This window comes from Paracoccus maritimus (genome assembly GCF_025195095.1).
Lineage (GTDB): Bacteria > Pseudomonadota > Alphaproteobacteria > Rhodobacterales > Rhodobacteraceae > Paracoccus > Paracoccus maritimus.
Genome location: NZ_JANAVZ010000007.1, coordinates 143,048 through 167,396 on the forward strand (window position 1 = coordinate 143,048; position 24,349 = coordinate 167,396).

Annotated in this window: 23 protein-coding genes and 1 tRNA gene; 22 read left to right on the plus strand and 2 right to left on the minus strand. The window is 62.7% G+C overall.

What is annotated here, in order from left to right; genetic code table 11:
* Window positions 1-86 precede the first annotated feature (86 nt).
* The 4 genes from MU516_RS13475 to MU516_RS13490 are packed head-to-tail and all read left to right on the plus strand — an operon-like array spanning window position 87 to window position 4,657.
* Window positions 87-740, plus strand: a complete 654-nt coding sequence (locus MU516_RS13475) for an ABC transporter ATP-binding protein (RefSeq protein WP_209056180.1) — start codon at window positions 87-89, stop codon at window positions 738-740.
* A complete protein-coding gene (locus tag MU516_RS13480; RefSeq protein WP_260277746.1) occupies window positions 724-2,487 on the plus strand; it encodes a KpsE/RkpR family capsule polysaccharide export protein in 1,764 nt (587 codons plus the stop codon). The genes MU516_RS13475 and MU516_RS13480 overlap by 17 nt, the downstream gene beginning before the upstream one ends.
* A complete protein-coding gene (gene kdsA / locus MU516_RS13485) occupies window positions 2,484-3,326 on the plus strand; it encodes a 3-deoxy-8-phosphooctulonate synthase (protein WP_260277747.1) in 843 nt (280 codons plus the stop codon). Before MU516_RS13480 ends, kdsA begins: the two co-directional genes overlap by 4 nt.
* Window positions 3,323-4,657, plus strand: a complete 1,335-nt coding sequence (locus tag MU516_RS13490) for a mechanosensitive ion channel family protein (RefSeq protein WP_260277748.1) — start codon at window positions 3,323-3,325, stop codon at window positions 4,655-4,657. Before kdsA ends, MU516_RS13490 begins: the two co-directional genes overlap by 4 nt.
* Window positions 4,658-4,661: 4 nt before the next feature.
* Here MU516_RS13490 and MU516_RS13495 read toward each other — a convergent pair whose 3' ends face one another.
* Entirely contained in the window at window positions 4,662-5,846 is a 1,185-nt protein-coding gene (locus tag MU516_RS13495) for a BaiN/RdsA family NAD(P)/FAD-dependent oxidoreductase (RefSeq protein ID WP_260277750.1), read from the minus strand.
* A 94-nt stretch (window positions 5,847-5,940) separates the two neighbouring features.
* Between MU516_RS13495 and MU516_RS13500 the strand changes: the two genes are divergently transcribed.
* From MU516_RS13500 to tdh, 4 genes are all read left to right on the plus strand, one after another.
* Window positions 5,941-6,015, plus strand: a tRNA-Gln gene (locus MU516_RS13500).
* 238 nt (window positions 6,016-6,253) lie between these two features.
* On the plus strand, window positions 6,254-6,811 hold the full coding sequence (locus MU516_RS13505; RefSeq protein WP_260277752.1) for a helix-turn-helix domain-containing protein: 558 nt from the start codon (window positions 6,254-6,256) through the stop codon (window positions 6,809-6,811).
* Between the two features lie 122 nt (window positions 6,812-6,933).
* Entirely contained in the window at window positions 6,934-8,121 is a 1,188-nt protein-coding gene (locus MU516_RS13510) for a glycine C-acetyltransferase (protein WP_260277753.1), read from the plus strand.
* Window positions 8,122-8,135: 14 nt separating this feature from the next.
* Window positions 8,136-9,164 carry an L-threonine 3-dehydrogenase gene (gene tdh, locus MU516_RS13515; RefSeq protein WP_260277842.1) on the plus strand — a complete coding sequence of 343 codons (1,029 nt, stop codon included), beginning with the start codon at window positions 8,136-8,138 and terminating at the stop codon, window positions 9,162-9,164.
* A gap of 76 nt (window positions 9,165-9,240) precedes the next feature.
* Here tdh and MU516_RS13520 read toward each other — a convergent pair whose 3' ends face one another.
* Complete coding sequence (locus MU516_RS13520) at window positions 9,241-9,705, minus strand: Lrp/AsnC family transcriptional regulator (protein ID WP_260277754.1); 465 nt, start codon at window positions 9,703-9,705, stop codon at window positions 9,241-9,243.
* 102 nt (window positions 9,706-9,807) lie between these two features.
* On the opposite strand from MU516_RS13520, the gene MU516_RS13525 reads away from it, so the two are divergent.
* From MU516_RS13525 to MU516_RS13590, 14 genes are all read left to right on the plus strand, one after another.
* Window positions 9,808-11,268 (plus strand): aminotransferase class V-fold PLP-dependent enzyme, encoded by a 1,461-nt coding sequence (locus MU516_RS13525; RefSeq protein WP_260277755.1) that lies wholly within the window; start codon window positions 9,808-9,810, stop codon window positions 11,266-11,268.
* The gene (locus tag MU516_RS13530; protein WP_260277756.1) at window positions 11,265-12,611 is read left to right on the plus strand and encodes an MFS transporter; all 1,347 of its coding nucleotides are present in this window, start codon (window positions 11,265-11,267) and stop codon (window positions 12,609-12,611) included. Before MU516_RS13525 ends, MU516_RS13530 begins: the two co-directional genes overlap by 4 nt.
* Before the next feature lie 40 nt (window positions 12,612-12,651).
* On the plus strand, window positions 12,652-14,118 hold the full coding sequence (locus MU516_RS13535; RefSeq protein WP_260277757.1) for an NAD(P)-binding domain-containing protein: 1,467 nt from the start codon (window positions 12,652-12,654) through the stop codon (window positions 14,116-14,118).
* The gene (locus MU516_RS13540; protein WP_260277758.1) at window positions 14,118-14,591 is read left to right on the plus strand and encodes a hypothetical protein; all 474 of its coding nucleotides are present in this window, start codon (window positions 14,118-14,120) and stop codon (window positions 14,589-14,591) included. Before MU516_RS13535 ends, MU516_RS13540 begins: the two co-directional genes overlap by 1 nt.
* A complete protein-coding gene (locus MU516_RS13545; RefSeq protein WP_260277759.1) occupies window positions 14,588-15,178 on the plus strand; it encodes a peroxidase-related enzyme in 591 nt (196 codons plus the stop codon). The genes MU516_RS13540 and MU516_RS13545 overlap by 4 nt, the downstream gene beginning before the upstream one ends.
* Before the next feature lie 81 nt (window positions 15,179-15,259).
* Window positions 15,260-16,384, plus strand: a complete 1,125-nt coding sequence (locus MU516_RS13550) for an NAD/NADP octopine/nopaline dehydrogenase family protein (RefSeq protein WP_260277760.1) — start codon at window positions 15,260-15,262, stop codon at window positions 16,382-16,384.
* 30 nt (window positions 16,385-16,414) lie between these two features.
* Window positions 16,415-17,524, plus strand: coding sequence for an ABC transporter substrate-binding protein (locus MU516_RS13555; RefSeq protein WP_260277761.1), 1,110 nt, complete (start codon window positions 16,415-16,417; stop codon window positions 17,522-17,524).
* A 76-nt stretch (window positions 17,525-17,600) separates the two neighbouring features.
* The gene (locus MU516_RS13560) at window positions 17,601-18,587 is read left to right on the plus strand and encodes an ABC transporter permease (protein ID WP_311319110.1); all 987 of its coding nucleotides are present in this window, start codon (window positions 17,601-17,603) and stop codon (window positions 18,585-18,587) included.
* Window positions 18,584-19,387 carry an ABC transporter permease gene (locus tag MU516_RS13565; RefSeq protein WP_260277764.1) on the plus strand — a complete coding sequence of 268 codons (804 nt, stop codon included), beginning with the start codon at window positions 18,584-18,586 and terminating at the stop codon, window positions 19,385-19,387. The genes MU516_RS13560 and MU516_RS13565 overlap by 4 nt, the downstream gene beginning before the upstream one ends.
* A 3-nt stretch (window positions 19,388-19,390) precedes the next feature.
* Window positions 19,391-20,476, plus strand: coding sequence for an ABC transporter ATP-binding protein (locus MU516_RS13570; protein ID WP_260277766.1), 1,086 nt, complete (start codon window positions 19,391-19,393; stop codon window positions 20,474-20,476).
* Between the two features lie 335 nt (window positions 20,477-20,811).
* Window positions 20,812-21,492, plus strand: coding sequence for a GntR family transcriptional regulator (locus MU516_RS13575; protein WP_260277767.1), 681 nt, complete (start codon window positions 20,812-20,814; stop codon window positions 21,490-21,492).
* A 23-nt stretch (window positions 21,493-21,515) separates the two neighbouring features.
* Window positions 21,516-22,502: a TRAP transporter substrate-binding protein gene (locus tag MU516_RS13580; protein ID WP_260277769.1), complete on the plus strand. Its 987-nt coding sequence runs from the start codon at window positions 21,516-21,518 to the stop codon at window positions 22,500-22,502.
* A gap of 71 nt (window positions 22,503-22,573) precedes the next feature.
* Window positions 22,574-23,074 (plus strand): TRAP transporter small permease, encoded by a 501-nt coding sequence (locus MU516_RS13585; protein ID WP_260277771.1) that lies wholly within the window; start codon window positions 22,574-22,576, stop codon window positions 23,072-23,074.
* Window positions 23,071-24,348, plus strand: a complete 1,278-nt coding sequence (locus tag MU516_RS13590) for a TRAP transporter large permease (protein WP_260277772.1) — start codon at window positions 23,071-23,073, stop codon at window positions 24,346-24,348. Before MU516_RS13585 ends, MU516_RS13590 begins: the two co-directional genes overlap by 4 nt.
* The last annotated feature ends 1 nt before the right edge of the window (window position 24,349 follow it).

Here is a 24,349-nt window from a genome sequence, read left to right on the forward strand (position 1 = left end):
CCGACGCGGGCCTATGTTCCGGCGCATTCTGCCGGACCATCGGCATGGCAGGCCGGACCGAGTGTTTTGAATGGTAACGAACAGCCATGCTGGAATTCGATAACGTCTCGAAATCCTTCTGGACCGGGACGCAGCGAAAGGTGATCCTGGACCAGGCTTCGTTCCGCGTGGAACTGGGCCAGTCGCTTGGGATTCTTGCGCCGAATGGCACCGGCAAGACGACTTTGGTCAACATGATGTGCGGACTGGAAAAGCCCGATGAGGGCAAGATCCGCCGCAGTTGCCGCATCTCTTTTCCGTTGGGTTTCATGGGCGGTGTAGTCGGCAGGATATCCGCCAACGAGAACGCCCGGTATATCGCCAGGATCTACGGGCTGGACCCGGACTATGTTTCCGCTTTCACCCGCTGGTTGACGGATATCAAAGAATATTTCGACATGCCCGTCGGCACCTATTCCGCCGGTATGCGGCAGCGGTTCACCTTCTCTTTGTTGCTTGCGCTGGAATTCGACATCTACCTGATCGACGAGGGGATGCCGCAGACCACGGATGTCGAGTTCAACCGGAAGGCGGGCGAGGTGCTGTTCGAACGACTGAGGAATTCGACCGTCGTGATCGTGTCCCACCAGCCCAAAACGATCGAGAAGTTCTGCCGGCACGCCGCCATTCTGCGCGACGGCAGGTTGTACATGTTCGAGTCCCTTGAAGAGGCGAAGCAGTATTATGACTACACCGCCTAAGGCCCGCCGCTTTCACCTCTCCGCCTCGGAATCCGTTCGACCGGGCGCGCCCGCGGCCCATGCTGCCGATACGCGCAAGACTACCCCGTCGGTTCGTGTCGAGGTGCGAAAGAAAACGGATCTTCCACCGCGCTTCGGCGAGGATCCCGCGGCGGACGCAGCCGGAAAGCCCGATACATCTAACGCGGCACTTGATCGGCTTACGCTGACCCAGCCCACCGATGACGGTTTCCCCGATCGCAAGGTCGGACAGGCGCCCGCGACGGCCGCCGCGCCCGCGCAACCGGACAGCGCGGGGCTGGAGGCCAGGCTGCGGGCGATCCGTTCCGAGAAGCTGACCGACCGCCAGCTTCGTATCGCGCGGCGTATCGCCGCGCTGCACCAGATCGAGGTCGCGTCTGACGAAGAGGCGGTGCTGCGGCTTCGCGAACGGGGCATCGACCCGTCCCACCGCGCCGCGCTGAGCCAGATCCTGTCCAGCGAGGGCAACCGCGTGCAGTCCTCTCCGACCCGGAACGCCCCGGCTGTGCTGCCGCGTGCCAAGGGGACCGAGGTCGGGCCCGCCGCCCCGCCGCTGCCGTCGCGCGAGGCGCTGGCCGAGGATCAGCGCGCCGCCGACATCTATCGCATCCAGCGCGATATAGCCCGACGCCGTCGTCGCCGGATGATGATGCTGGCCTTGCGGTTGCTGTTTTTCGTGGTTCTGCCCACGGCGCTGGCGGGGTGGTATTATTTCCGGGTCGCGACCCCACTTTATGCGACGTTCTCGCAGTTCCAGATCCAGTTCGCGGACACCTCTGGTCTCAGCCAGGGGGGCAACGCGATCGCCGGGCTGCAGGCGAACAGCGACGCGGTCGGGGTTCAAAGCTATCTGTCGTCGCGCGATGCCATGCTGCGCCTTGATGCCGACAAGGGGTTCAAGCGGGCCTTTCAGGACCCGTCGATCGACCCGGTCAAACGGCTGGCCCCCGACGCCACCAACGAGGCAGCCTACAAGGTCTATCAGGATTCGGTGAGGATCGGATACGATCCCACCGAAGGGATGATCAACATGGAGGTGATCGCGCCCGATCCCGCGTTGAGCCAGGAATTTTCGCTGGCGCTGATCGCCTATGCGGAAGATCAGGTCGATCGGATGACCGAACGATTGCGCGCTGATCAGATGGAGGGTGCCGTTCAGAATTATCGCGATGCCGAAGAACGGGTGGTCGAGGCACAGCGGCGGGTTCAGGAATTGCAGCAGAATCTGGGTGTGCTGGATCCCGTGGCCGAAGGGTCGGTGGTGATGAACCAGATCGCCGAGTTGGAGGGACAGCTTGCCCAGAGACAGCTGGAACTTGGGCAGTTGCTGGCCAACCAGCGTCCGCAACAAAGCCGCGTGGCCACACTGCGCGGGGATATCTCGCGGCTTCAGGACATGATCGCGCAGACCCGCGGGCAATTGACCAGTGGCAACGAAACGCGTACCTCGCTTGCCGCGATCTCGGGCGAATTGCGGATCGCCGAAAGCGATCTTGCGACTCGGCAGGAACTGATGGCGAATGCCGCCGCGCAGATGGAGACGGCGCGGATCACGGCGAACAAGCAGGTTCGCTATCTGTCGCTGTCGGTGAAACCTGTCGCGCCCGACGAGGCCACCTATCCCAAGGCGTTCCAGAACACGCTGGTCGCCCTTTTGATCTTTTCGGGGATTTACCTCATGTTATCCCTGACCGCTTCCATCTTGCGCGAACAGGTATCTTCATGACCAAACACCGCCATATCCGCATCGGCAATCTCGACTGCGGCAACGACCTGCCGCTGACCGTTATCGCCGGTCCCTGCCAGCTCGAGACGCTGGACCACGCGCTGATGATCGCCGAGACGATGGCCGAGGCCTGCGACAAGGCCGGTGCGCGCTATGTCTTCAAGGCCAGCTACGACAAGGCCAACCGCACCTCGTTGAAGGGGCGGCGCGGTCTGGGTATCGACGAGGGGCTGGAGATTCTGGCGACTGTGCGGCAGCGGCTTGGCTGTCCCGTTCTGACCGATGTCCACGACGCCGAGCAGGCCGTTCTGGCCGCGAAATCGGTCGATGTGATCCAGATCCCGGCCTTTCTTTGCCGGCAGACCGACCTGCTGCTGGCCGCGGGCAAGACCGGCGCGGTCGTCAACGTGAAGAAGGGGCAGTTTCTTGCGCCTTGGGACATGCCGAACGTGGCCGACAAGGTCGCCTCGACCGGGAACGAGAATATCCTGCTGACCGAACGTGGTGTCAGCTTCGGCTACAACACGCTTGTCGCGGATATGCGCGCCCTGCCGATCATGGCGCGGACCGGATATCCCGTCGTGATGGATGCCACTCATTCGGTGCAACAGCCGGGCGGGCAGGGCGGATCGTCGGGCGGTCAGCGCGAGTTCGCGCCGGTGATGGCGCGCGCCGCCGTGTCGCTTGGCGTGGCCGCGGTGTTCATCGAAACCCATGAAGACCCCGACAATGCTCCGTCCGATGGTCCGAACATGATCCAGTTGCAGCGGATGCCGGCGCTGATCGAGTCATTGATGCGGTTCGACGCGTTGGCCAAGGCAGAACCGCTGGACGCATGATCCGTGCGCTTCTGCTGATCCTGCTGCTGGTGCTGCCGGCCGCGATTCCCGGCCCGGCAGCGGCGCAGGCCGGTCGCGACAGCGTGGCTTCACCCAGCGGCACCATATCGGTCCGCAACGATGCGGCCACCGATCTGGCCATCCGCAACCGGATCTACAGCATTCTGGATCAGGTGGCGTCCTTCGATTCCGTGCGTGCGCGCGTCGATGCGGGTATCGTGACCCTGACCGGCGAAGCGACCGAGCAGGCGACGATCGACCGTCTGAACGCGCTGATCGCGCGGGTTGATGGCGTTGTCGCAATCGAGGATCAGGTCCTGCTGTCGACCGATATCGGGCTGCGCCTGGAATCCGTGCGCGGTCGTTTCCTGCAGCGGCTGAACCAGGTCGCGGCGGGGCTGCCGTTCGTCGTGCTGGGCCTGCTGGTCGGCGCGGTGATCGTGCTGCTTGGTGGCTGGTTGTCGCGGCGCGACAAGACGTTGGCACGGATCGCGCCCAACCCGTTCATCGCCGACTTCATGGCCCAGACCATCCGCCTCAGCACGTGGATCGTCGCGCTGGTCGTCGCGCTGGGGCTGATGGAGGCCACGGCCCTTCTGGGAACCCTGCTGGGTGCCGCCGGGATTTTCGGCTTGTCCCTCAGCTTTGCAGCGCGTGACACGATCGAGGGTTTCGTGGCGACGATCCTTCTGTCCCTGCGACAGCCCTTCCGACCCAACGACCTGATCGAAATCGGCGGCCAGCGCGGTCGCGTAATCCGTCTGACCAGTCGCGGAACGACGCTGCTGACGCTTGACGGCAACCATATCCGCTTTCCCAATCAGATCGTCTACAAGGCGGTGCTGACCAACTATACCCGCAATCCTGAACGCCGTTTTCTTGTCGATCTGACGGTCGATCCCTTCGCCGATCTGGGCCGCGCCCGCGATCTGGTGCTGCGGACCCTGGCGGGGATGGATTTCGTGCTGGCCCGACCCGAGCCGGTGGCCTGGATCGAGGCGTCGGGCAATGAGTTCGTGGTGATCCGGGCAGGTGCCTGGGTGTCGCAGGACGGCACTGATTTCGACCTGGCCCGAGGCGAGGCGTTCCGCCTGCTGCGGCAGGCGCTGGACGGCGCTGGCTATGCGATCCCCGAGCCGATCCACCGGCTGCATCTTGAGGGGCAGGAGGCCAGCCAGCTTCAGAAGCCCGACCCTGCACCGGCCCCCGCTGACGCGCCCGAGCCGCCGCTTGATCTCAGCCCGGATGCGGGTTTCGAACAGTTGGTCGATCGCGGCCGGGTGGATGACGGGCGCAACCTGCTGCGCAGTGACATGCGTCGGCCCGGCTGAAGCCTCAGCCGTCGCGGGCGGCGATCCCTGCAGCGTGCCCCGAGGCCCAGGCCCATTGGAAATTATAGCCGCCAAGCCAACCGGTCACGTCAACGCATTCACCGATGAAATGCAGGCCCGGCACCTTCCGCGCCTGAAGTGTTCGGGCGTCAAGATCGCGGGTGTCCACACCGCCCAAGGTGACCTCGGCGGTGCGGTATCCTTCGGTGCCCACGGGGCGCAGCCGCCAGCGGTTGATCCGCTCTGCCAACGCCTCAAGCGTTGGATTGGACTGATCGGCCAGTCGCCGTTCCGCCAGACCGGCTTCGGTCGCGATCGCATCTGCCAGACGCTGCGGAAGCCATTCGCCCAAAGCTGCCGCGATCCTGATCCGGCCCGCCTGCGCACGCCGCTTTTTGAGTTCCTCGCCAATCGCGATGCCGGGCAGCAAGTCGATTTCCAGCACTTCACCGGGCTGCCAGAAGCTGGAGATCTGCAGGATGACGGGGCCGCTGAGACCGCGATGGGTGAACAGCAGCGCGTCCTGGAAGTCGCCGCCACGGTGCCGTATCCGCGCCTCAAGCGAGACCCCCGCCAGCGGCCGGCACAGCGCAAGATCCTGTTCCGCAAATGTCATCGGAACCAGACCGGGCCGGGGCTCGACGCAGCGCAGACCGAAATCCTGCGCTATTTCATAGGCCAGACCCGTCGCTCCCATCTTGGGTATCGATTTTCCGCCGGTGGCAATAACCACACGCGCGGCCGTCATGGCACCGCTGCCAGTTTCCAGGCAGAACCGATCACCGGCATGCCGCAGACCCGACACTGACGTGCTCAGGCGCAGTTCCGCGCCCTGCATCCTTTCGATTAGCATGTCTGTGATCTGCGTCGCCCGCCCGTCGCAGAATAGCTGCCCCTGGGTCTTTTCGTGCCAGGCGATCCCGGCCTGATCGACCAACCCGACGAAGTCCTCGGGCCGGTATCCTGACAGGGCGCTGGCCGCGAATCTGGGATTGCCTGACAGGAACCGTTCTCTGGTCGTGGCAAGGTTTGTGAAATTGCAGCGCCCCCCGCCCGAGATGCGAATCTTTTCGGCGGGATTTGATGCATGATCCAGCACGACCACGCGCCGGCCCTGCGCCATCGCCGATCCAGCGCAGAACAGCCCCGCCGCCCCGGCGCCCAGTACAAGTAGATCCGCGTGCTCCATCCGGCGCGCATATCCGGGCATCCGCGGCAGGGCAAGGTTTTGCGATTTTTCGACTTGAACCCCCCCGGTGTCTTGGCTATTCAGCCTCGCACGTTGGGGCGTAGCCAAGTGGTAAGGCAGCGGTTTTTGGTACCGTGTACCGTAGGTTCGAATCCTACCGCCCCAGCCAGTTTTTCGAGATCATCAAGAAGAATCTTCGAAAGCAGATTTGCAGATCCCGGTCGCAAATATCCCTGTAACAATCTGCCGAGACTGTCCCCTGCGCAGTGCGCAATCCTTTGCGGCGGACCACGCCAAGGCCATGCTCCGGGTGCACAGCGCGAATGAGAATGCCGGCATCCGGCCCCTGACGGCGGCCCGGATTTTCTGCTGGAAAACTGCGTCCTGCGCGCTTAGCTTCCGCTTTCATGGATAAACCCGACGCTATTCTCTCGCTTCTTTCTGCGCGCTTGAAACAGGCCCGGCAGTCGCAGGGTCTGTCTCTGGACGCCGTCGCCAAGCTGTCGGGGGTGTCGCGCAGCATGGTCAGTCAGATCGAGCGTGGCGAGTCATCGCCCACCGTCTCGACGCTGTGGAACCTGACCCGCGCGCTGCAGGTGGATTTTGCCGGGTTGCTGGAAGACCAGCATGTCAGCCAGCTGGAAGTGCTGCGGGCGCAGCAAGTGCCGACCATCGAGAATCGCGGCACAGGCTGCACGATACGCATCCTGTCGCCGCCAGAAGACGCGGGCCATCACGAGGTTTACGAGCTGCGCTTTGCAGAGGGCGGGGTGCTGGATTCCGCGCCGCATGCCCGGGGCACTCAGGAAAACCTGACCGTGATCGAAGGCGCGCTGACCGTGACAAGCGGCGAGGCCGTGGACCGGCTCGATACCGGTGAAACCGCGCGATACGCCGCCGACGTTCCGCATCGCCTGCAGGCCGAAGGAAAGGCGCGGGCGTTCCTTGTCGTGAAGGGAGGGTGATGGCGGCGCCTCAAGGTGCGGGATGACAGTTTAACGGACGGGTGTGCACTAAAGCATAATCCGTTATTGCGGAATAATTTCCGCCGTGATAGATGCCGCATCGCAACCTAAAGGAGTCGCCCATGTCCGCCCGCTTCTTCGCCGATCTGCAAAAGACGCTTGCCGGAATCGAGGCCGATGGCCTGATGAAGCGCGAGCGCATGATCACGTCGGCCCAACGCGCGGAAATCGCCGTGGGCGGGCGGGATGTCATCAATCTTTGCGCCAATAATTATCTGGGTCTGGCGGATCATCCGGACCTGATCCGCGCCGCCCGCGAAGTGATGGACGACAAGGGCTTCGGCATGGCCTCGGTCCGCTTTATCTGCGGCACGCAGGATTTGCACCGCACTCTTGAACAGAAGTTGGCGGCATTCCTGCAAAAGGATGACTCGATCCTCTTCGCGGCGTGTTTCGATGCGAATGGCGGGTTGTTCGAACCGCTTCTTGGGCCCGAGGATGCGATTGTGTCCGACAGTCTGAACCACGCCTCGATCATTGATGGCATAAGGCTGTGCAAGGCACGGCGCTATCGCTATGCCAACAACGACATGAACGATCTTGAGGCGAAGCTGAAAGAGGCGCGTGACGGCGGGGCGCGGCATGTGATGATCGCGACCGACGGCGTGTTCTCGATGGATGGCTATCTGGCGAACCTTCCTGAAATCACGCGGCTGGCCCGGACCTATGATGCAGTGGTGATGGTGGACGATTGCCATGCCACCGGCTTCATGGGGCCGCGCGGTGCGGGGACGCCGGACCATTTCGGGGTCGAGGTGGATATTCTCAGCGGAACGCTGGGAAAGGCGCTTGGCGGGGCGATGGGGGGCTATATCGCCGGGCCGCAGCCGGTCATAGACCTGCTGCGCCAACGCGCGCGACCTTACCTGTTTTCCAATGCGCTGCCGCCTGCGATCGTTGCCGCAGGGCTGGAGGCGCTGCACCTGGTAGATCAGGGCGCTGCGTTGCGCCAGCAGCTGTTCGAGAATGCCGCGTATTGGCGCCAGGGTCTTGCCGATCTGGGCTTTGACCTGCTGCAGGGCGATCATCCGATCATTCCGGTGATGCTGGGCGAGGCGCCCTTGGCGCAAAAAATGGCCTCGGGCCTGTTCGAGAAGGGCGTCTATGTCTCGGGCTTCTTCTATCCGGTGGTTCCGCATGGCCAGGCACGCATTCGCACACAGATGAACGCGGCCCTGACCCGCGCGCAGCTTGATCGCGCCCTCGCCGCCTTCGCCGAAGTGGGCCGAGATCTGGGGGTGATCCGATGAGCTTGCCGAACACCATGAAGGCGCTGCAGAAATCCCGCCCCGAAGAGGGGCTGTGGATGGTGCAGGCGCCAGTGCCCGAGCTGGGCCCGGATGAGGTTCTGATCCGGATCAACGCCACCGGCATCTGCGGCACGGACATCCATATCTGGAACTGGGACGACTGGGCCGCGGCCACGGTGCCGGTTCCGATGATCACCGGTCATGAGTTCGCCGGCGAGATCGTCGAGATCGGTCGCAACGTGACCGGTCTGCAGATCGGTCAGCGCTGTTCCGGTGAGGGGCATGTGGTCGGAACCGAAAGCCGGCAGAGCCGATCGGGCAAGTTCCATCTGGATCCCGGCACGCGCGGCATCGGGGTGAACGTGCAGGGGGCCTTTGCCGAATATCTGAAGCTGCCTGCCTTCAACGTGGTGCCGCTGCCGGACGACATTCCCGACGAGATCGGCGCGATCCTCGACCCGCTGGGAAACGCGGTTCACACAGCACTCAGCTTTGACCTTCTGGGCGAGGATGTGCTGATCACCGGGGCGGGGCCGATCGGCATCATGGCGGCCGCGGTGGCGCGCCACGCCGGTGCGCGGCATGTGGTGATCACCGACATCAACGCCGACCGACTGAAGCTGGCAGAGCATGTCTGCCGGAACGTGCGCACGGTCGACGTGTCGCAGGAGGATCTGCGCGACGTGATCCGCGAGTTGGACATGAAGCAGGGCTTCGACGTGGGGCTGGAAATGTCCGGCAGCCAGCAGGCGCTGGACCAGATGGTCGAAAGCCTGATCATGGGCGGCAAGATCGCGCTTCTGGGGATACCGCCGGGAAAGTCCCCGGTGGACTGGTCGCGCATCGTGTTCAAGGCGATCACCATCAAGGGTGTTTACGGGCGCGAAATGTTCGAGACCTGGTACAAGATGATCGCCATGTTGCAGAACGGGCTGGATGTCAGCCGGGTGATCACGCACCGCATGTCGGTAGACGATTTCCGCGACGGCTTTGCGGCGATGAAGTCCGGCCAGTCCGGCAAGGTGGTCCTGAACTGGCGCTAGGCGGCACGACAGCCTTATCCGAACGCGTTGCGGCGCGGGGCTCGTGTCCCGCGCGGCCGCCGGTTGCCATACGTCCTTATCGCAACGGGATCGGGCGCTGTTCCTCGATCGCTTCCATTGCGAAATACGAGGTCACCGTTTCCAGCTCTATATCCGCGATCAGCCGTTTGTAGACGTCGTCATAGCCTGCCATGTCCCTGACGATGATCTTCAGCAGATAATCGTACTCGCCCCCGATGCGGAAAAAGTCGATCACCTCGGGGATTGCCGAGACATGGACGCGGAACTTTCTCAGCCAGTCTGCCGAATGATGTCGTGTCTTGATCAGCGAGAATACGACAAAGCCGCCGCCCAGGCTGTTTCGATCGATCACCACGGTGCGGTTGCGGATCGCGCCCGAGGCTTCCAACGCCTTCAGCCTGCGCCAGCAGGCGTTCTGCGACAACCCCACCTTCTCGGCAAGCGCGCGCTGGGGCAGGCCTGCGTCACGCTGAAGTTCCTCGAGGATGCGAAAATCAAAATGATCCAGTTTATGTGTCATATACCGATCATATGACCCAAAAAATTAAAATCAACGGCAATGAACTGTGAAGTTTTTTCCAAATATTGCGTCATACTCGAACCATTGGAACCAGGGGATGACATGACTGCGCTCGACGACTTCAAGGCCGCGCTGAAAGGCGCCGACGTTCACGACCGGATCCGCGAGGGGCTGATCGGCGAGAATGTGCAGATCGACGGGCCGTTCGGGTCTAAGCCACTGATCTATGCCGATTATGTCGCATCGGGTCGCGCGCTGACCCAGGTCGAGGATTTCATCCGCGAACGGGTGCTGCCCTATTATGCCAACACGCATACACAGGCGTCGTTCTGCGGCGAGTACATGACCAAGTTGCGCGAGGCCGCGCGGGCCGAAATCGCCCGCCTGACCGGCGCGGGCGCGGGAATGAGCGTGGTGTTCACCGGCTCGGGCTCTACCGCCGGGATCAACCGCATCGTCGGGCTGCTGGACTTGGCGCGGCTGGTGCGGGAAGGGCAGCGTGTCGTGGTTCTGACCGGCCCCTACGAGCACCATTCCAACATCCTGCCCTGGCGAGAAACCGGTGCTGAGGTGATCGAAATCGACGAGGCGCCCGGCGGCGGTGTGGATATGGCCGCGCTAGAGCGCAGCTTGCAGGCGGCGCAGGGCGCGGCGCGGATTGTCGGCACCTTCTCGGCCGCATCGAACGTGACCGGCATCCTGACCGATGCCGACGCGGTGACGCGCGTTCTGCGCGCCAACGGCGCGCTGGCGATCTGGGATTACGGCTGTGCCGGCCCCTATTGCGAAATGGACATGATGGCCGGAACTGATGTGCAGAAGGATGCCATCGTGTTTTCGGTTCACAAGTTTCCCGGTGGCCCCGGTTCCAGTGGTGTCGCCGTGATCCGAGACGATATCGCGCATCGCGCAACGCCGACCCTTCCCGGCGGCGGCACGGTCAGTTTCGTATCGCCCTGGGGGCATGTGTATTCCGACAGCCTGTCGGCACGGGAAGAGGGTGGCACCCCGAACGTGACCGGCGATATCCGCGCCGCGCTGGCGATGCTGGTCAAGGAAGCCCTGGGCCAGGACTGGCTGAATGCCCGGCAGGCGGAACTGCGGGCGCGGGCGCTGAAGGTCTGGGGAGAAAATGACCGGATCGAGTTGCTGGGCTTGCCGGATGCCGAGGCTTTGCCGATCTTCTCGTTTCGGGTGCGGGATGGACATGGCGGGCTGGTGCATCACCAGTTCTTCACACGTCTTCTCAGCGATCTGACGGGCGTGCAAGCCCGCGGCGGTTGCGCCTGTGCAGGTCCTTACGGGCATCGACTGCTGGGCTTGGGACGCGCCGAATCCGACGCGACCATCGCCGCGCTGGAACAGGGCAGGGAAACCGCCAAACCCGGCTGGGTGCGGTTGAATCTTTCCGCACTGATGAGCGACAAGAAGGCAGATTTGATCATCGGGGCGGTGGACAACCTGGCAAGGATCGCCCCAGACTATGCAGTTCAGTATCGCGTCGATACCAGTACGGCCCGGTTCAACGCGGAAGGTTCTTCCAAGGATACGCTTGCTTCATGACCGACGCCCGGATCAGCCCTGTTGCCAATCCCGCCTTCCGCACGCTGTTTGTCGGACAGGTCTTTTCGCTGCTGGCGATCGGCCTGATGACCGTGGCGATGTCGCTGGCGGCGTACCGGATCGGCGGAACTGCGGCCGCCGGACAGATTCTGGGCTTTCTTCTGGCGGTGAAGATGGTTGCGTATGTCGGCATCGCGCCGCTGGCAGCCGCGCTGTTTGCCGGTCGCAGTCGCAAGCGGGTGATGGTGGGGCTGGACGTTGCACGGATGCTGCTGCTGCTGCCGATGGCCTTTGCCTCTCAGACCTGGCAGATCGCCGCGCTGGCGCTGGTCTTCTTTGCCGTGTCGTCGGGTTTCACGCCGATCTTCCAGTCGGTGATCCCCGATGTGCTGTCCGATGAACGTGTTTACAGCCGGGCACTGGTCTGGTCGCGCATCGCCTATACGCTGGAATCGGTCCTGTCGCCGGTGCTTGCCGCCATGGTGTTGCAGGTCTTGGCAGGCAAGTATCTGTTCTGGGTCGCCGCGCTGGCTTTCATAGGCTCGATCGCCGCGCTTGTTATCACTCGTTTTCCGCCCGAGGGAAGCGATGGCCGCACGGGATCATTCGTGTCACGGGCGTTTAGGGGGCTGTCCATCTATCGACGCACGCCGCGCCTGCGCGGGCTTTTCCTCCTCAATTTCGCGCTGTCGCTCAGCATGGCCTGGGTGCTGGTCAATTCGGTGGTGCTGGCGGGGGCGCGTCTGGGCGATGCGGAAACGCATTTTCCCATCCTGATGGCTTTCTACGGCCTGGGTGCCGCGATGGGCGCGGTGCTGGTCCCTCGTCTGGTCGAAGCGCAGGATGATCGCCGCGTGATGGCGTCGGGGGCTGTGCTGCACGCGGTGCTGGGCTTGGTCATCGCGCTGCCGTTGGGCTATGCGGGGTACATGGCGCTTTGGCTTGGCTTCGGGCTGGCCGCGTCGCTGGTGCTGACGCCGGGCGGGTTGGTGATCGCACGATCTGCCACGGCGAAGGACCGTCCGGCGGTTTTCGCGGCGCAGTTCTCGCTGTCGCATGCGGGCTGGCTGCTGGCCTATCCCCTGGCCGGAGAGTTGGGGGCCCGTGCCGGTCTGGAGCCGGCGTTGCTGATCCTGTCGGGGATGACCGTCGGTGTGGCAGCCTTGGGGCTGCGGATCTGGCCCGCGACCGATCCACTGACCCGCGAACATGATCACCCGGAACTGGCCCGCGATCATCCGCATCTGCGTCACACCCCGGCGCAGGGGCCGCGCCACCGGCATTCCCATGCCTTTTTCATCGATGACCTCCACCCGGACTGGTCGGCCAGCAGGCCGGCCTGAGCGTGAAGTGACCGCACCCCAAAGTTACAGGAATGACGACATGATACAGGAAACCGCTTCTCCGATCGACGGCCAGGGACTGCCCGTTCTGGAGGCGCGGCTGCGCGAGGATCTGAAGTTCCTTTGCTGGCCGGGCAAGGACTGGGTGCCCGCACGCGAAGGCGTCCACGACGTGGTCATCATCGGTGGTGGCATGTGTGGCATGGTGGCCTGGCTGGCGCTGAAGACCGGCGGCATCCACAACATGCGTGTGCTGGATCGCAGTCCCGAGGGGCTGGAAGGTCCCTGGCTAACCTATGCACGGATGGAGACTCTTCGCTCTCCGAAAGAGCTGACCGGCCCGGCCTACGGCCACGGTGCGCTAAGCTTTCAGGCGTGGTATCGCGCACAGTTCGGCACCGAGAAATGGGGGCAGCTGGACAAGATCCCGCGGCCGATGTGGATGCAGTACCTGAAATGGTACCGCAAGGTTCTTGAGATACCCACCGAGAACGGGGTGTCCGTCGATCTGGTCAAGCCCGAGGGCGATCTGCTGCGGCTGCATCTGTCGGGCGCGCCAGAGGCGTCGATCCTGACACGCAAGCTGGTCTTCGCCACCGGGCGCGATGGGACCGGCCAGCCGAACATCCCGGGTTTCGTGCGAGACCTTGACCGGAAATACTGGGCGCACAGCGCGGATGATATCGACTTCGACACGCTGAGGGGGAAGCGCGTTGCGGTTGTCGGCGTCGGGGCCTCGGCCGTGGACAATGCCGCCGAGGCGCTGGAACATGGTGCCGCCGAGGTCCGCCACCTGATCCGCCGCAAGGAAATGCCCACCGTCAACAAGATGATGGGGATCGGTTCCTTCGGCTTCACTGCCGGTTATGCCATCCTGCCTGATGAATGGCGCTGGCGCTTCATGCAGTATTCCTTTGCCACCCAGACGCCGCCGCCGCACGGTTCTACCAAGCGGGTCAGCCGTCATCGCAACGCCTATTTCCACTTTGGCAAGGCGGTCGCGACGACGGTCGAGAGAAATGGCGCGGTCACCGTGGGCTTCGCGGACGGGACGTCCTACGAGGCCGATTTCGTGATCCTCGGCACGGGGTTTACCATCGACCCGCTGTCGCGGACCGAGTTTGGAGAGGCGGCGGGCGACATCCTGCTTTGGCAGGACGTCTATACACCGCCGAAGGACGAACAATCCCGAGATCTGGGCCGGTTTCCCTACCTGAACGACGATTTCACGTTCCGCGAGAAAGAGCCGGGGCAGGCGCCTTGGCTGTCCAATGTTTATTGCTTCAACTATGGCGCTTCGGCCAGCCTTGGGAAGGTCAGCGGTGACATCCCCGGGATCTCGGAGGGGGCAGGCTGGATGGCCCGCGCGCTGGCGGGAAAGCTGTATGCCGAGGACGTTCAGCAGCATTGGCAGGCGATGATGGCCTATGACAAACCCGAGCTGGACGGCAGCGAGTGGGTGCCGTCCCAGCTTTCCAGTGCAGAACAGAAGGGGGAAGTGGCGTGATGGCGATGGAAACAACCGCATTGACGGGCGCGGGGCTGACCGGCGCGCCCGGAACAGCCGTCGAGGGGCGCGCGAATATCTTCGAGATGACCCAGGCTGCCGAAGAAGCTGTGCTGCGGCCGAAAGATTGCGGGGCGTGGTCGCACGAATTGCGTGCGGCGCTGGCGGCACGGATCGCGGTGCAGAACGATGAACACGAGCTGGCCGAGCGATATGCCACCGGCGCGGGCAGTTTCGCGCCCTTGGCCGAACCGTCGCAGGACGGATCCGCCGAGGGGCTTGCGGCCGTGCTGGCATTCATGGACAAGGTTGCAACCGATACGCGCAACGTCGCATCGCCTGACATCGCGGGCTTGCAGGCGGCAGGGATCTTGGACGCAGATATCGTGCGCCTCTGCGAACTTAACGCATTCCTGGCCTACCAGTTGCGGGTGGTTGCCGGTCTGCGCCTGATGAAAGGGGTCTTCGCATGACCAAGGTGATCACGAAGTTCACCCGCAACGTGCCGCATTGGCAACCGCGCGTGAAGCCCGTTGACCTGAAGGAGGCCAGCGACGAGCAGCTTGACGCACTGAAGGTCACCCCGTCGAACACCAAGGTGTCGGAATATGTCCTGACGCTGGCGCATGACGTTGAAAGTCTGAAGGTCCGATCACCTCTGTTCAACGCAATCATGTATGACAAGGGCGGGATGAGCCGGGCCGAGCGTGAACTGGGTGCGCTTGCGGCGTCGATGGTCAATCACTGCATCTACTGCGCCGCGGTGCACGCTGCGCGGCATGCGCAGCTGGAAAAATCCACGGACGTGACCGACAGGCTGTTCCGGGACGGTGCCGATGCCGATTTGGGGCCGCGTGATCGGGCGATCTTCGATTTTGCCGTAGCGTTGTCCAGGACGCCGTCTCAGGCCGGTCCGGCAGAGGTGGCTGCCCTGAAAGATGCGGGTCTGGATGAGGCCGAAGTTCTGGACCTTATCCTGTCGGCATCGCTGTTTGGCTGGGCCAATCGGTTGATGCATGTTCTGGGCGATCCGGTGCGGCTGCCGGAAACCGCTTCTTAAAAAATCTACTATAACGGAAATTATTCTGTCATAATATCATCTGAACGATGAGACAGTGATAGGGCGAATCAGGGAGACGACGTGGGAAAGACGGTAGGATTGGCGGGCGCGGGCTCGATTGCGTTCGGAACCGCGGCGGTGCTGGACAAGGCGGGCCATGATCCGATGCTGTGGTCGCCTTCTGGTGATGGCACGTCAGGTCTGAGCGGTGGCGCGCCTCTGCAGGCGGTGGGTGCCTTGGAAACGACGTTCTCCCCTCGCATCGCCAACGACGCGGCGATGCTGGCGCGCGAGAATGACGTACTGATCATCGCCTTGCCCGGCTATGGCCACAAGACCGTGCTGGATGCCTTGGCACCGCATATCGAGGACCGTCACCATGTGATCGTGTCTTCTCACGCCTCGTTGGGGGCGGTGTACCTGATGCAGCTTCTGGCCGAACGCGGCGTCGTCGCGCCGATCACCGCATGGGGCACGACGATCTGCACCGGGCGTCGGCAATCGGGCACCGAGGTCAAGGTGAACACCGTGCGCAGCCGCGTCGATCTTTGCACCGTGCCCGATGACCGCTCTGCCGAGGCGTTGGCGCTGTGCCGGGAACTGTTCGGCGACCGGTTCCAGCCGCGTGACGGGCTGCTGGCGATATCATTGTCGAACCTCAACCCCCAGAACCACATGGGCATCGCGCTGGGAAACATCACCCGGATGGAGCGTGGCGAAACATGGTCGCAGGGCCAGAACGTCACCCCGAAGGTGGGACGTCTTCTGGAGGAACTGGACCGCGAACGGCTGCAGATCGCGCAGGCGCTGGGGCTGGAGGTCAGGACGATCTTCGAACATTTCCACCTGTCCTTTCACGTTCCGATCGCTTCGATCTCTGAGATGAACCAGCAGATGCATGCCCAGGGCAACGGAGGCACCGGACCCGATACCGCCGACAGCCGCTATGTCACCGAGGACGTGCCCTACGGGCTGGTCGTGACTGCTGCGCTGGGTCGGCTGGCTGGCCATCCCGCGCCGCTGCACGAGGCAGGTATTCGCATCTTTTCGGCCATGTACGGTCGCGATTTCGAGGCTGAGAATCAGATTTTGGCGGCGCTCGACCTTGATCGCTTCAGCCTTGAAGACTTGAAGGTGGCGGCCAGAACGGGCCTTTTGCGCCAGCCTGTCCGCGCAGCAAGTGCGTCGGGCGAGAATCAAGAATAACCACCACGGGACCAACAAGGAGAACAAGCCATGTCGAAACTGATCTTCAATCGTCGCCGGTTTCTGGGAACGACCGTCGCGACCGGCGCGGCGCTGACATCGCCCGCCTATCTGCGCCGTGCCTCTGCCCAGACCGGGGGCGAGGTGAACATCTGGACCTACAATGATTTCGTGCCCACGGCCTTCCGCGAGCAGTTCGAGGCCGATACCGGCATCAAGGTCAACATCCGCTTGGTGGATGACCAGGGCAAGCAGTTCAACCTGCTGGCGGCCGAGCAGCCGAACCCGACCGTCGATATCATGACCGTTGCCGGGCACCGGTTCCTGCAGTTCATCGAAAGCGACCTGCTGGCGCCGCTGGACACCGGACGTTTGAAGAACTGGGACAAGATCAACCCGACCTTCTCGGAAAGCGACTGGTCGACGATCAACGGCAACAAATGGGGCGCGCCGATCCTGTCGGGGATGGAAGTTCTGTCCTACAACACCGAAATCGTCAGCGAGGAGGAGGCCCAGACCTGGGACACCCTCTTCAGCGAACAATACAAGGGCCAGACCGCCTATATCATCCAGGACATGATGTCGATCATCATGCTAAAGATGGGCTATGACGGCAATATGGTCGAGTATCTCGACGACCCGGACAAGGCCGCGCAGATCGTCGAGGAAGCCAAGGCCTTCCTGATCGAGAAGAAGCCGCTGGTGCGCAAATATTACGATGGCGGTGCCGAGTTCCAGCAGATGATGGTCAATCAGGACATCGTGCTGGGCCACAGCTGGAACGGCCCTGCCGCGGCGCTGATCAATGACGGCTTCCCGCTGGCGATGAGCATTCCTCGCGAAGGTTCCTACGGTTTTGTCTATACGTTCAACATCGCCAACAATGCGCCGAACTCCGACAATGCCTATCTCTTCCTTGACGCGCTGCTGTCCTCGCCCGAAATCGGCGCGGAAATGACCAAGGCTTCGGGCTTCATCTCGACCTACAAGGATGTGTCCCAGCATCTGAGCGAGCTTGAGCGGAAATCCACCTCTTTCCCGGACGAGCAGCTGGCCAACATGCAGTTCTTCCGTGCCGAGGCGAACGAGCTGAAATACAGCCTCGTCGATCCGGCCGTCGAGGCGATCAAGGCCGCCTGATCCCCTTGCCAGCCCAGCATGTTCCTGTCCCGCCACACGCGGGGCAGGGGCCCAAGCATACTTGAAAGACGACTGTATGACGTATGACGCATCCGCACAGCAGGACGGGCCAGCCATGACAGAAGACAAATCGGGACGCACATTCTGGGCCCGGTTGGCCTCGTGGGGACCGTATCACGCGTTGATGCGGCTGACGACGGCCTCACCCCGACGCCAGTTCCTGATCCTTGCGGCGTTTCCCATCCTCTGGGTACTGAGCCAGCATCTTGGCCCGATGTTGCAGATGCTGCGGGTGTCGCTGACGGATGCCTATCCGGTTGCGCCCGGCGTCGAGCAGCATTTCACGCTGGACAACTATGGCCGCTTCTTTGGGGACAGCATCTTCTGGATGCCGTTCTTCCGCACCCTGATCTTTGCCGGTGTGTTCACCTTCTGCACGCTGATCATCACCTATCCGGTCGCGTATTTTCTGGCGCGGCATGTCAGCCGCAAGAACCAGATGCTGCTGCTTCTGCTGCTGCTGATCCCGTTCTGGGTCGGCGAGATCGTGCGCACCTACGCGATCATGATCTTGCTGGGCAATACCGGGGCGGTGAACCTGGCGCTGAAGACGCTGGGTCTGATCGATCGGCCGATTCCCTTCATGTATACCAGCTTTTCCATGGGCGTCGGCATCGTGTACCTGACCGCGCTTTACATGCTGCTGCCTCTGTATTCATCGCTGGAAAAGCTGCCCAAAAGCATGAACGAGGCCGCCGCCGATCTGGGCGCGGGCGCCTGGACCCGGTTCCGTCGCGTGTCGCTGCCGCTGACCATCGAGGGGATTTCGTCGGGTTGCACGCTGGTGTTCCTGATCTCGACAGGCTTCTACGCGACGCCGGTCCTTCTGGGCGGGCCGTCCACCACGGTCTTTGCCGAAACCATCGCAGGCTTCTTCCATGTTGCGGGGGATGAATGGCCCACCGGTGCGGCGTTTGCCACGATCATGTTCGCGGCCGCGCTGGCCATCACGGCGACGTTCCAGAAGCTGATGAACGCGCTGCGCAAGGGAGACAAGAAATGAACGACCGCCCCGAAGTCTTCCGCGGCAACCGGATCTTCCTTGCCTGCATCTATTGGGCCTTCGTCCTCTACGTTTTCGTGCCGCTGATCCTGATGGTGCTGATGGGCTTCAAGGACAGCAATTTCATCGGTTTCCCGATCAAGTCCTGGACGCTGGATTGGTACACCGGTGTCTTCGCCGATGCCGAAGTGCTGTCGACCTTCGGCTATTCGGTGGCCATCGCGGTGCTGTCCACGTTGATTTCGATCTTTGTCGGCACCTGGATCGCAGTGCTTCTGGAAGGGCGCAAGTTCTGGGGCCGCACGTTGCTGTTCGGCTTGGCGGTCCTGCCGGCGCTGGTGCCGGGCATCATCTCGGCGATCGCCTTTCGCATCTACGCCCGCTGGCTGGGGATCGAGCCCGGCATGGGCGCGATCGTCTGGGCGCATGCGGTGCATAATGTTCCGTTCGTGGTGCTGGTGGTGATGGCTCGGCTGTCGACACTGCCCAAAAGTCAGATCGAGGCGGCGCGCGATCTGGGCGCCGACCCGCTGATCTCGTTCATCCGCGTCACGCTGCCCTATCTGGTGCCTGCGATCCTTGGCGCTTCTATCTTCTGCCTGCTTCTGTCTTTCGACGATTTCGTGCGCTCTTTCTTCCTGGGCGGCTACGAACCCACGCTGCCGGTGCTGATCTTCGCCAAGCTTCGTTCCGGGATGAGCCCCGAGATCAACGCCATCGCGACCGTCGCGCTGTTCCTGACCGCCGCCATCGGCATCTGGGCAGAGCGCTTCACCCGCCGCATGAACAAGGAAAACTGAGCCATGACCGACCAGACGACACCGCTTGTCCGCATCGAGGGGCTGTCCAAGCATTTCGGTGAAACCGTTGCGCTGAACAATCTGACGCTGGACATCGCGCGGGGCGAGTTCGTCACTTTCCTTGGCCCCTCGGGGTGCGGCAAGTCCACCACGTTGCGCATTCTGGGCGGGTTCGAGCGTCCGACCACAGGGCGGGTGATCCTTGACGGCGAGGACGTGACGAACCAGCCGCCCGAAAAGCGCCATGTGAACATGGTGTTTCAGGACTATGCACTCTTCCCGCACATGACCGTTGCGCAGAATGTCGCCTTCGGGCTGGAGCTGAAGGGCATGCGGAAATCAGAGATCCAGCGTCGCTCGGCAGAGATCATGTCCTTCCTGGAACTGGAATCCTATGCAACGCGCTACCCGGCGCAGCTTTCGGGTGGGCAGCGGCAGCGTGTGGCGTTGGCGCGCGCGCTGGCGCCCGATCCGGCGCTGCTGCTGCTGGACGAACCTTTGGGCGCGCTGGACGCCAAGCTGCGCGGCCAGGTTCAGCAAGAGCTGAAATCGATCCAGCGCCGCACCCACAAGACGTTCTTCTTCGTGACGCATGACCAGGAAGAGGCGTTGACCATGTCCGACCGGATCGTGGTGATGAACAAGGGCAAGGTCGAGCAGGACGGCACCCCGGAAGAGCTGTATTTTCGCCCTGCCAGCCGTTTCGTGGCCGAATTCATCGGCGAAACCAATCTTCTGTCTGGCCGGATGCGCGGCAGCGACGGCGACAAGATCGTCATGGACTGGGAAGGCACGACCCTGCTTGGCAAGGCGCCCGCAGGTGTGCCTGGCGAGGGACAGCCGATCACCGCTTCGGTCAGGCTGGAAAAGCTGGGATTCAGCGCCGAACGTCCGCAGACCGCGAATGCGGTGCAAGGGCGCGTGGTGGCCAAGACCTTCCTGGGCAGCCGGATGGCCATGCAAATCGCTGTCGGCGAGAACGGCGCACTGCTGAAGGCCTATGTGGACGCCGATACCGGCCAGTCGTTGGGTAGCGACCCCGTCTGGATCGGCTGGGAACCAGACAATATGGCAGTCCTGAACGACTGACCCGGACCTGTCGCCCGCGTCGTCCGGACGCGGGCGTGCGGCCTTCTGGCATATTGCCAGGAATTGCAGAACGTGGCCGCGAACCTGATCTCGCCGGTCCTTTTCCTTGCAGGCTGATGTCCCGATCACAACGTGGGTCAGGTCGAAAGCCCAAGATGCCGTGCGCTTGCAGATCGCCCGTTGTTTCGCGGCGGGGCTGACCTCGCGTTGCAGGATCACGGCAGCTTTGCGCTTGGAGCGCGTGCGCGTGGGGCATTGCAGAAGTCGATGCGTATCTGTTGCCCCGCTTTACTTGTATGGAAGTATGGCGTAGCTTCTGCGCAAGGGAGAAGACAGTGGATCAGCCATCATTCATCGTTCCGTCCAGTTCGACTGCGCAACAGGTCTATGACTGGTTGCATGATCGCATCCTGCGCGGCGATCTGGCGCCGGGTGCGCGGCTGAGCGAGACCGAGATTGCCGGTCAGGTCGGCGTCAGCCGCCAGCCCGTGCGAGAGGCCTTCATCCGCCTGACGGCGGCCGGACTGGCCGAAGTGCGACCCCAGCGCGGCACCTTTATCGGGCGGATTTCCGTGGGCGCGGTGCTGTCGGCGCGACTGATCCGCGAGGCAGTCGAAAGCGATCTGATCAGGATGGTGTCGGCCACCACCTCGCCCGCACTTCTGGCGCAGCTTGATCAGCAGCTCGAGGCGCAGCGAGAAGCCAGCGCGCGCCAGCATGTCGAGGATTTCATTGCGCTGGACGATCAGTTCCATCGCAGCCTTGCCAAGGCGGCAGGCCACGCGGATGTGTGGGACGTGCTTGAGGGGCTGAAGTCCCAGATGAACCGTCTGCGCTATATCACCGCGCGGGTCTTCGATCATCAGAAACTGCTGGACCAGCACACCGCCATCGTCGAAGCGCTGCGCGATGGCCATGCAGATCGCGCTGAACAGGCGATGCGACTGCACCTGCGCGAATTGTTGACCGATCTTCCCGAGATCGCGCGCAACAAGCCGGAATTCTTCACGAAATAGACACTATCACCATGAGGAGGATGATGATGAAACTGAACCGTCGCCATTTCACCGCGCTAGCCGGGGCCAGCCTGCTGGCCGCACCGGCAATCAAGGCTTATGCCGCAGATGTGACGCTGAAACTGGGTCATCTCGCGAATGAACAGAACAGCTGGCACAAGGCGTCGATCAGGTTTGGCGAAGAGGTCGCGAAGCTGACCGAAGGTCGGGTCGAGGTGCAGGTCTTTCCGAACGAATCCCTGGGCAAAGAGATCGATCTGATCAACGGCATGCAGCTTGGCACCGCCGACATGACGATCACCGGCGAAAGCCTTCAGAACTGGGCGCCGATGGCGGCGCTGCTGGCCGTGCCCTATGCTTATCTGACGCTGGACCAGATGGATCAGGTCGCGTCGGGCGAGATCGGCGAACAGATCAAGGCTCAGGTCATGTCCAATGCCCAGATCCGTCCGCTTGCCTATTTCGCGCGCGGTCCGCGCAATCTGACCTCGAACCGCGAGATCATGACGCCGGACGATCTTAACGGGCTAAAGCTGCGGGTGCCGAACGTCCCGCTGTTCGTCAAGACGTGGGAAGCCTTGGGTGCCGCCCCTACACCGATGGCATTCAGCGAAGTCTTTACCTCGCTGCAGAACGGCACGATTGATGCACAGGAAAATCCGCTGGCCCTGATCGATTCCGCGAATTTCAACGAGGTCCAGAAATTCGTGAACAAGACCGAACATGTCCGCTCCTGGATCTACCTGACCATTTCCGAACTCAGCTGGGGCCGTCTGTCCGAGGCGGATCAGGATGCGGTGATGCAGGCGGCCGCGACCGCACAGCAGTATGAGCGCGAACTGTTCTTGGCCGACGAAGAGCGGCTGACCCAGATCCTGCAGGACAAGGGCATGACCTTCGTGGACAGCGACAAGGCTGCCTTCGCCGCATCGGCCAAGGATGCGGTGCTGGCCAACGTCGCGCCAGAAATCAAGCCGGTGGTCGAACAGCTTTTCGCGTCGCAGGGATGACCTGAACTGCGGTGGCCGACAGGCCACCGCAGCTCAACAGGCGAAACGAGGTATCCAGCGAAGGAGGAGACATGACCGCCTTGATCCGTGGAATGCGGGTGCTGTTGCGGGTTGGCACCGGACTGTCCTTCATGGTGCTGATACTAGCCGTCACCGTTCAGGTGGTGGGGCGCAGCTTTGCGACCTCGCCAGTCTGGACCGAGGAACTGACCCGGTTCGCGCTGCTGTATCTTGCAGGATTCGGCACCGGGCTGGCCCTGTTGTCGGGCGATCTTGTGAATGTCGATCTGGTCAGCGAAAGCCTGCCGCGTCGCGGGCCGTGGATCACCAGGCTGGTTTCGGCGCTGCTGGTGCTGGTCTTCGCCGCGATGCTGGTCGAGCCTGCGCTGCGCTTTACCCGGATCGGCGCGATGCAGACGTCGCCCGCGATGGCTCTGCCCATGAACTATGCGCATGGCAGCATCCTTCTGCTGCTGACGATGCTTGCGCTGGCGGCGGCACTGCGGCTGATCGCGATGCTGACGGGCGCGGCTGACGGCCGTCCCGACAACCTGACGGGAGAGATCGAATGAGCCTTGCCATCCTTGGCCTGACCTTCGTTTTCGGGCTGGTGATCGGCATGCCGGTCGCGGTGACGCTGGGGCTGTCTTCGATGGCCTATCTTCTGTGGCAGGGGATGCCGTTGGTGGTGATCCCGCAGAAGATGTATGCCGGTATGGACAGCTTTGTGCTGTTGTGCATTCCCGGCTTCATCTTGGCCGGCAACCTGATGAACGGCGGCGGGATCACCGGGCGCATCATCCGTTTCGCGCAGGCGATGGTCGGCTGGATCCGGGGCGGGCTGACGCAGACCAATGTGGCGTCCTCGATGCTGTTCGGCGGTATTTCGGGGACGGCGGTCGCGGATGCGGCATCGATCGGCGGAATGATGATACCGGGCATGAAGAAGGCCGGCTATCCTGCTGATTTTTCTGCCGCAGTTACCGCCGCTTCGTCCACGGTGGGACCGATCATTCCACCCTCGGTGCCGATGATCATTGTCGGGTCACTTGCGGGAATTTCGGTCGGCAAGATGTTCATTGCGGGCGCATTGCCGGGATTGCTGCTGGGACTGGCGATGATGGTGACGACCTATGTCATCGCAGTGAGGCGCGATTTCCCACGTCAGGCCTGGCAAGGCTGGGGCGAACTGGGCGCGGCGTTTCTTGGCGCGTTCTGGGCGTTGGCGATGACGGGGCTGATCGTGGGCGGAATGCTGTCAGGCTATGTCACGCCGACCGAAACGGCGGTCGTTGCCTCGATCTATGCGGTGATCGTGGGCGCCTTTGTCTATCGCGAATTGCCGTTGGCGCGCGTCCCGACGATCCTGATCGACAGTGCGGTTTCATCCGCCGGCATCCTCGCGCTGGTCGGCACGGCCAATGTGTTCGGCTGGATTCTGGTCAGCGAACAAATCCCGCAGATGATTGCCGATGCCGTGCTGTCGGTGACCGACAACAAGTTTCTGGTGATCCTGCTGATCAACATCGTGCTGCTGATCGTCGGCATGTTCATGGAAACGATCGCGGCGCTGATCATTCTGTTCGTGCCGCTGATGACGCTGGCCGAGGGCGTGGGGATCGAGCCGCTGCATTTTGCCGTCTTTGCGGTGCTGAACCTGATGATTGGGCTGACCACGCCGCCGGTCGGTGTCTGCATGTTCGTCTGCGCCAACATTGCGCGAATCCCGCTGGCCCCGGTGATCCGCGCGCTGGTGCCGTATCTCGCGACCAACATTTTCGTGCTGCTGCTGGTCTCCTACATCCCGTGGATCAGCACGTTCCTGCCTTCTCTGATGGATAAGTAAT

Bases quoted from the DNA above. Each gene is read 5' to 3' on its own strand.
- MU516_RS13475 (WP_209056180.1), top strand. From the start codon at position 87: ATGCTGGAATTCGATAACGTCTCGAAATCCTTCTGGACCGGGACGCAG.
- MU516_RS13480 (WP_260277746.1), top strand. From the start codon at position 724: ATGACTACACCGCCTAAGGCCCGCCGCTTTCACCTCTCCGCCTCGGAA.
- kdsA (WP_260277747.1), top strand. From the start codon at position 2,484: ATGACCAAACACCGCCATATCCGCATCGGCAATCTCGACTGCGGCAAC.
- MU516_RS13490 (WP_260277748.1), top strand. From the start codon at position 3,323: ATGATCCGTGCGCTTCTGCTGATCCTGCTGCTGGTGCTGCCGGCCGCG.
- MU516_RS13495 (WP_260277750.1), bottom strand. From the start codon at position 5,846: ATGGAGCACGCGGATCTACTTGTACTGGGCGCCGGGGCGGCGGGGCTG.
- MU516_RS13505 (WP_260277752.1), top strand. From the start codon at position 6,254: ATGGATAAACCCGACGCTATTCTCTCGCTTCTTTCTGCGCGCTTGAAA.
- MU516_RS13510 (WP_260277753.1), top strand. From the start codon at position 6,934: ATGTCCGCCCGCTTCTTCGCCGATCTGCAAAAGACGCTTGCCGGAATC.
- tdh (WP_260277842.1), top strand. From the start codon at position 8,136: ATGAAGGCGCTGCAGAAATCCCGCCCCGAAGAGGGGCTGTGGATGGTG.
- MU516_RS13520 (WP_260277754.1), bottom strand. From the start codon at position 9,705: ATGACACATAAACTGGATCATTTTGATTTTCGCATCCTCGAGGAACTT.
- MU516_RS13525 (WP_260277755.1), top strand. From the start codon at position 9,808: ATGACTGCGCTCGACGACTTCAAGGCCGCGCTGAAAGGCGCCGACGTT.
- MU516_RS13530 (WP_260277756.1), top strand. From the start codon at position 11,265: ATGACCGACGCCCGGATCAGCCCTGTTGCCAATCCCGCCTTCCGCACG.
- MU516_RS13535 (WP_260277757.1), top strand. From the start codon at position 12,652: ATGATACAGGAAACCGCTTCTCCGATCGACGGCCAGGGACTGCCCGTT.
- MU516_RS13540 (WP_260277758.1), top strand. From the start codon at position 14,118: ATGGCGATGGAAACAACCGCATTGACGGGCGCGGGGCTGACCGGCGCG.
- MU516_RS13545 (WP_260277759.1), top strand. From the start codon at position 14,588: ATGACCAAGGTGATCACGAAGTTCACCCGCAACGTGCCGCATTGGCAA.
- MU516_RS13555 (WP_260277761.1), top strand. From the start codon at position 16,415: ATGTCGAAACTGATCTTCAATCGTCGCCGGTTTCTGGGAACGACCGTC.
- MU516_RS13560 (WP_311319110.1), top strand. From the start codon at position 17,601: ATGACGTATGACGCATCCGCACAGCAGGACGGGCCAGCCATGACAGAA.
- MU516_RS13565 (WP_260277764.1), top strand. From the start codon at position 18,584: ATGAACGACCGCCCCGAAGTCTTCCGCGGCAACCGGATCTTCCTTGCC.
- MU516_RS13570 (WP_260277766.1), top strand. From the start codon at position 19,391: ATGACCGACCAGACGACACCGCTTGTCCGCATCGAGGGGCTGTCCAAG.
- MU516_RS13580 (WP_260277769.1), top strand. From the start codon at position 21,516: ATGATGAAACTGAACCGTCGCCATTTCACCGCGCTAGCCGGGGCCAGC.
- MU516_RS13585 (WP_260277771.1), top strand. From the start codon at position 22,574: ATGACCGCCTTGATCCGTGGAATGCGGGTGCTGTTGCGGGTTGGCACC.
- MU516_RS13590 (WP_260277772.1), top strand. From the start codon at position 23,071: ATGAGCCTTGCCATCCTTGGCCTGACCTTCGTTTTCGGGCTGGTGATC.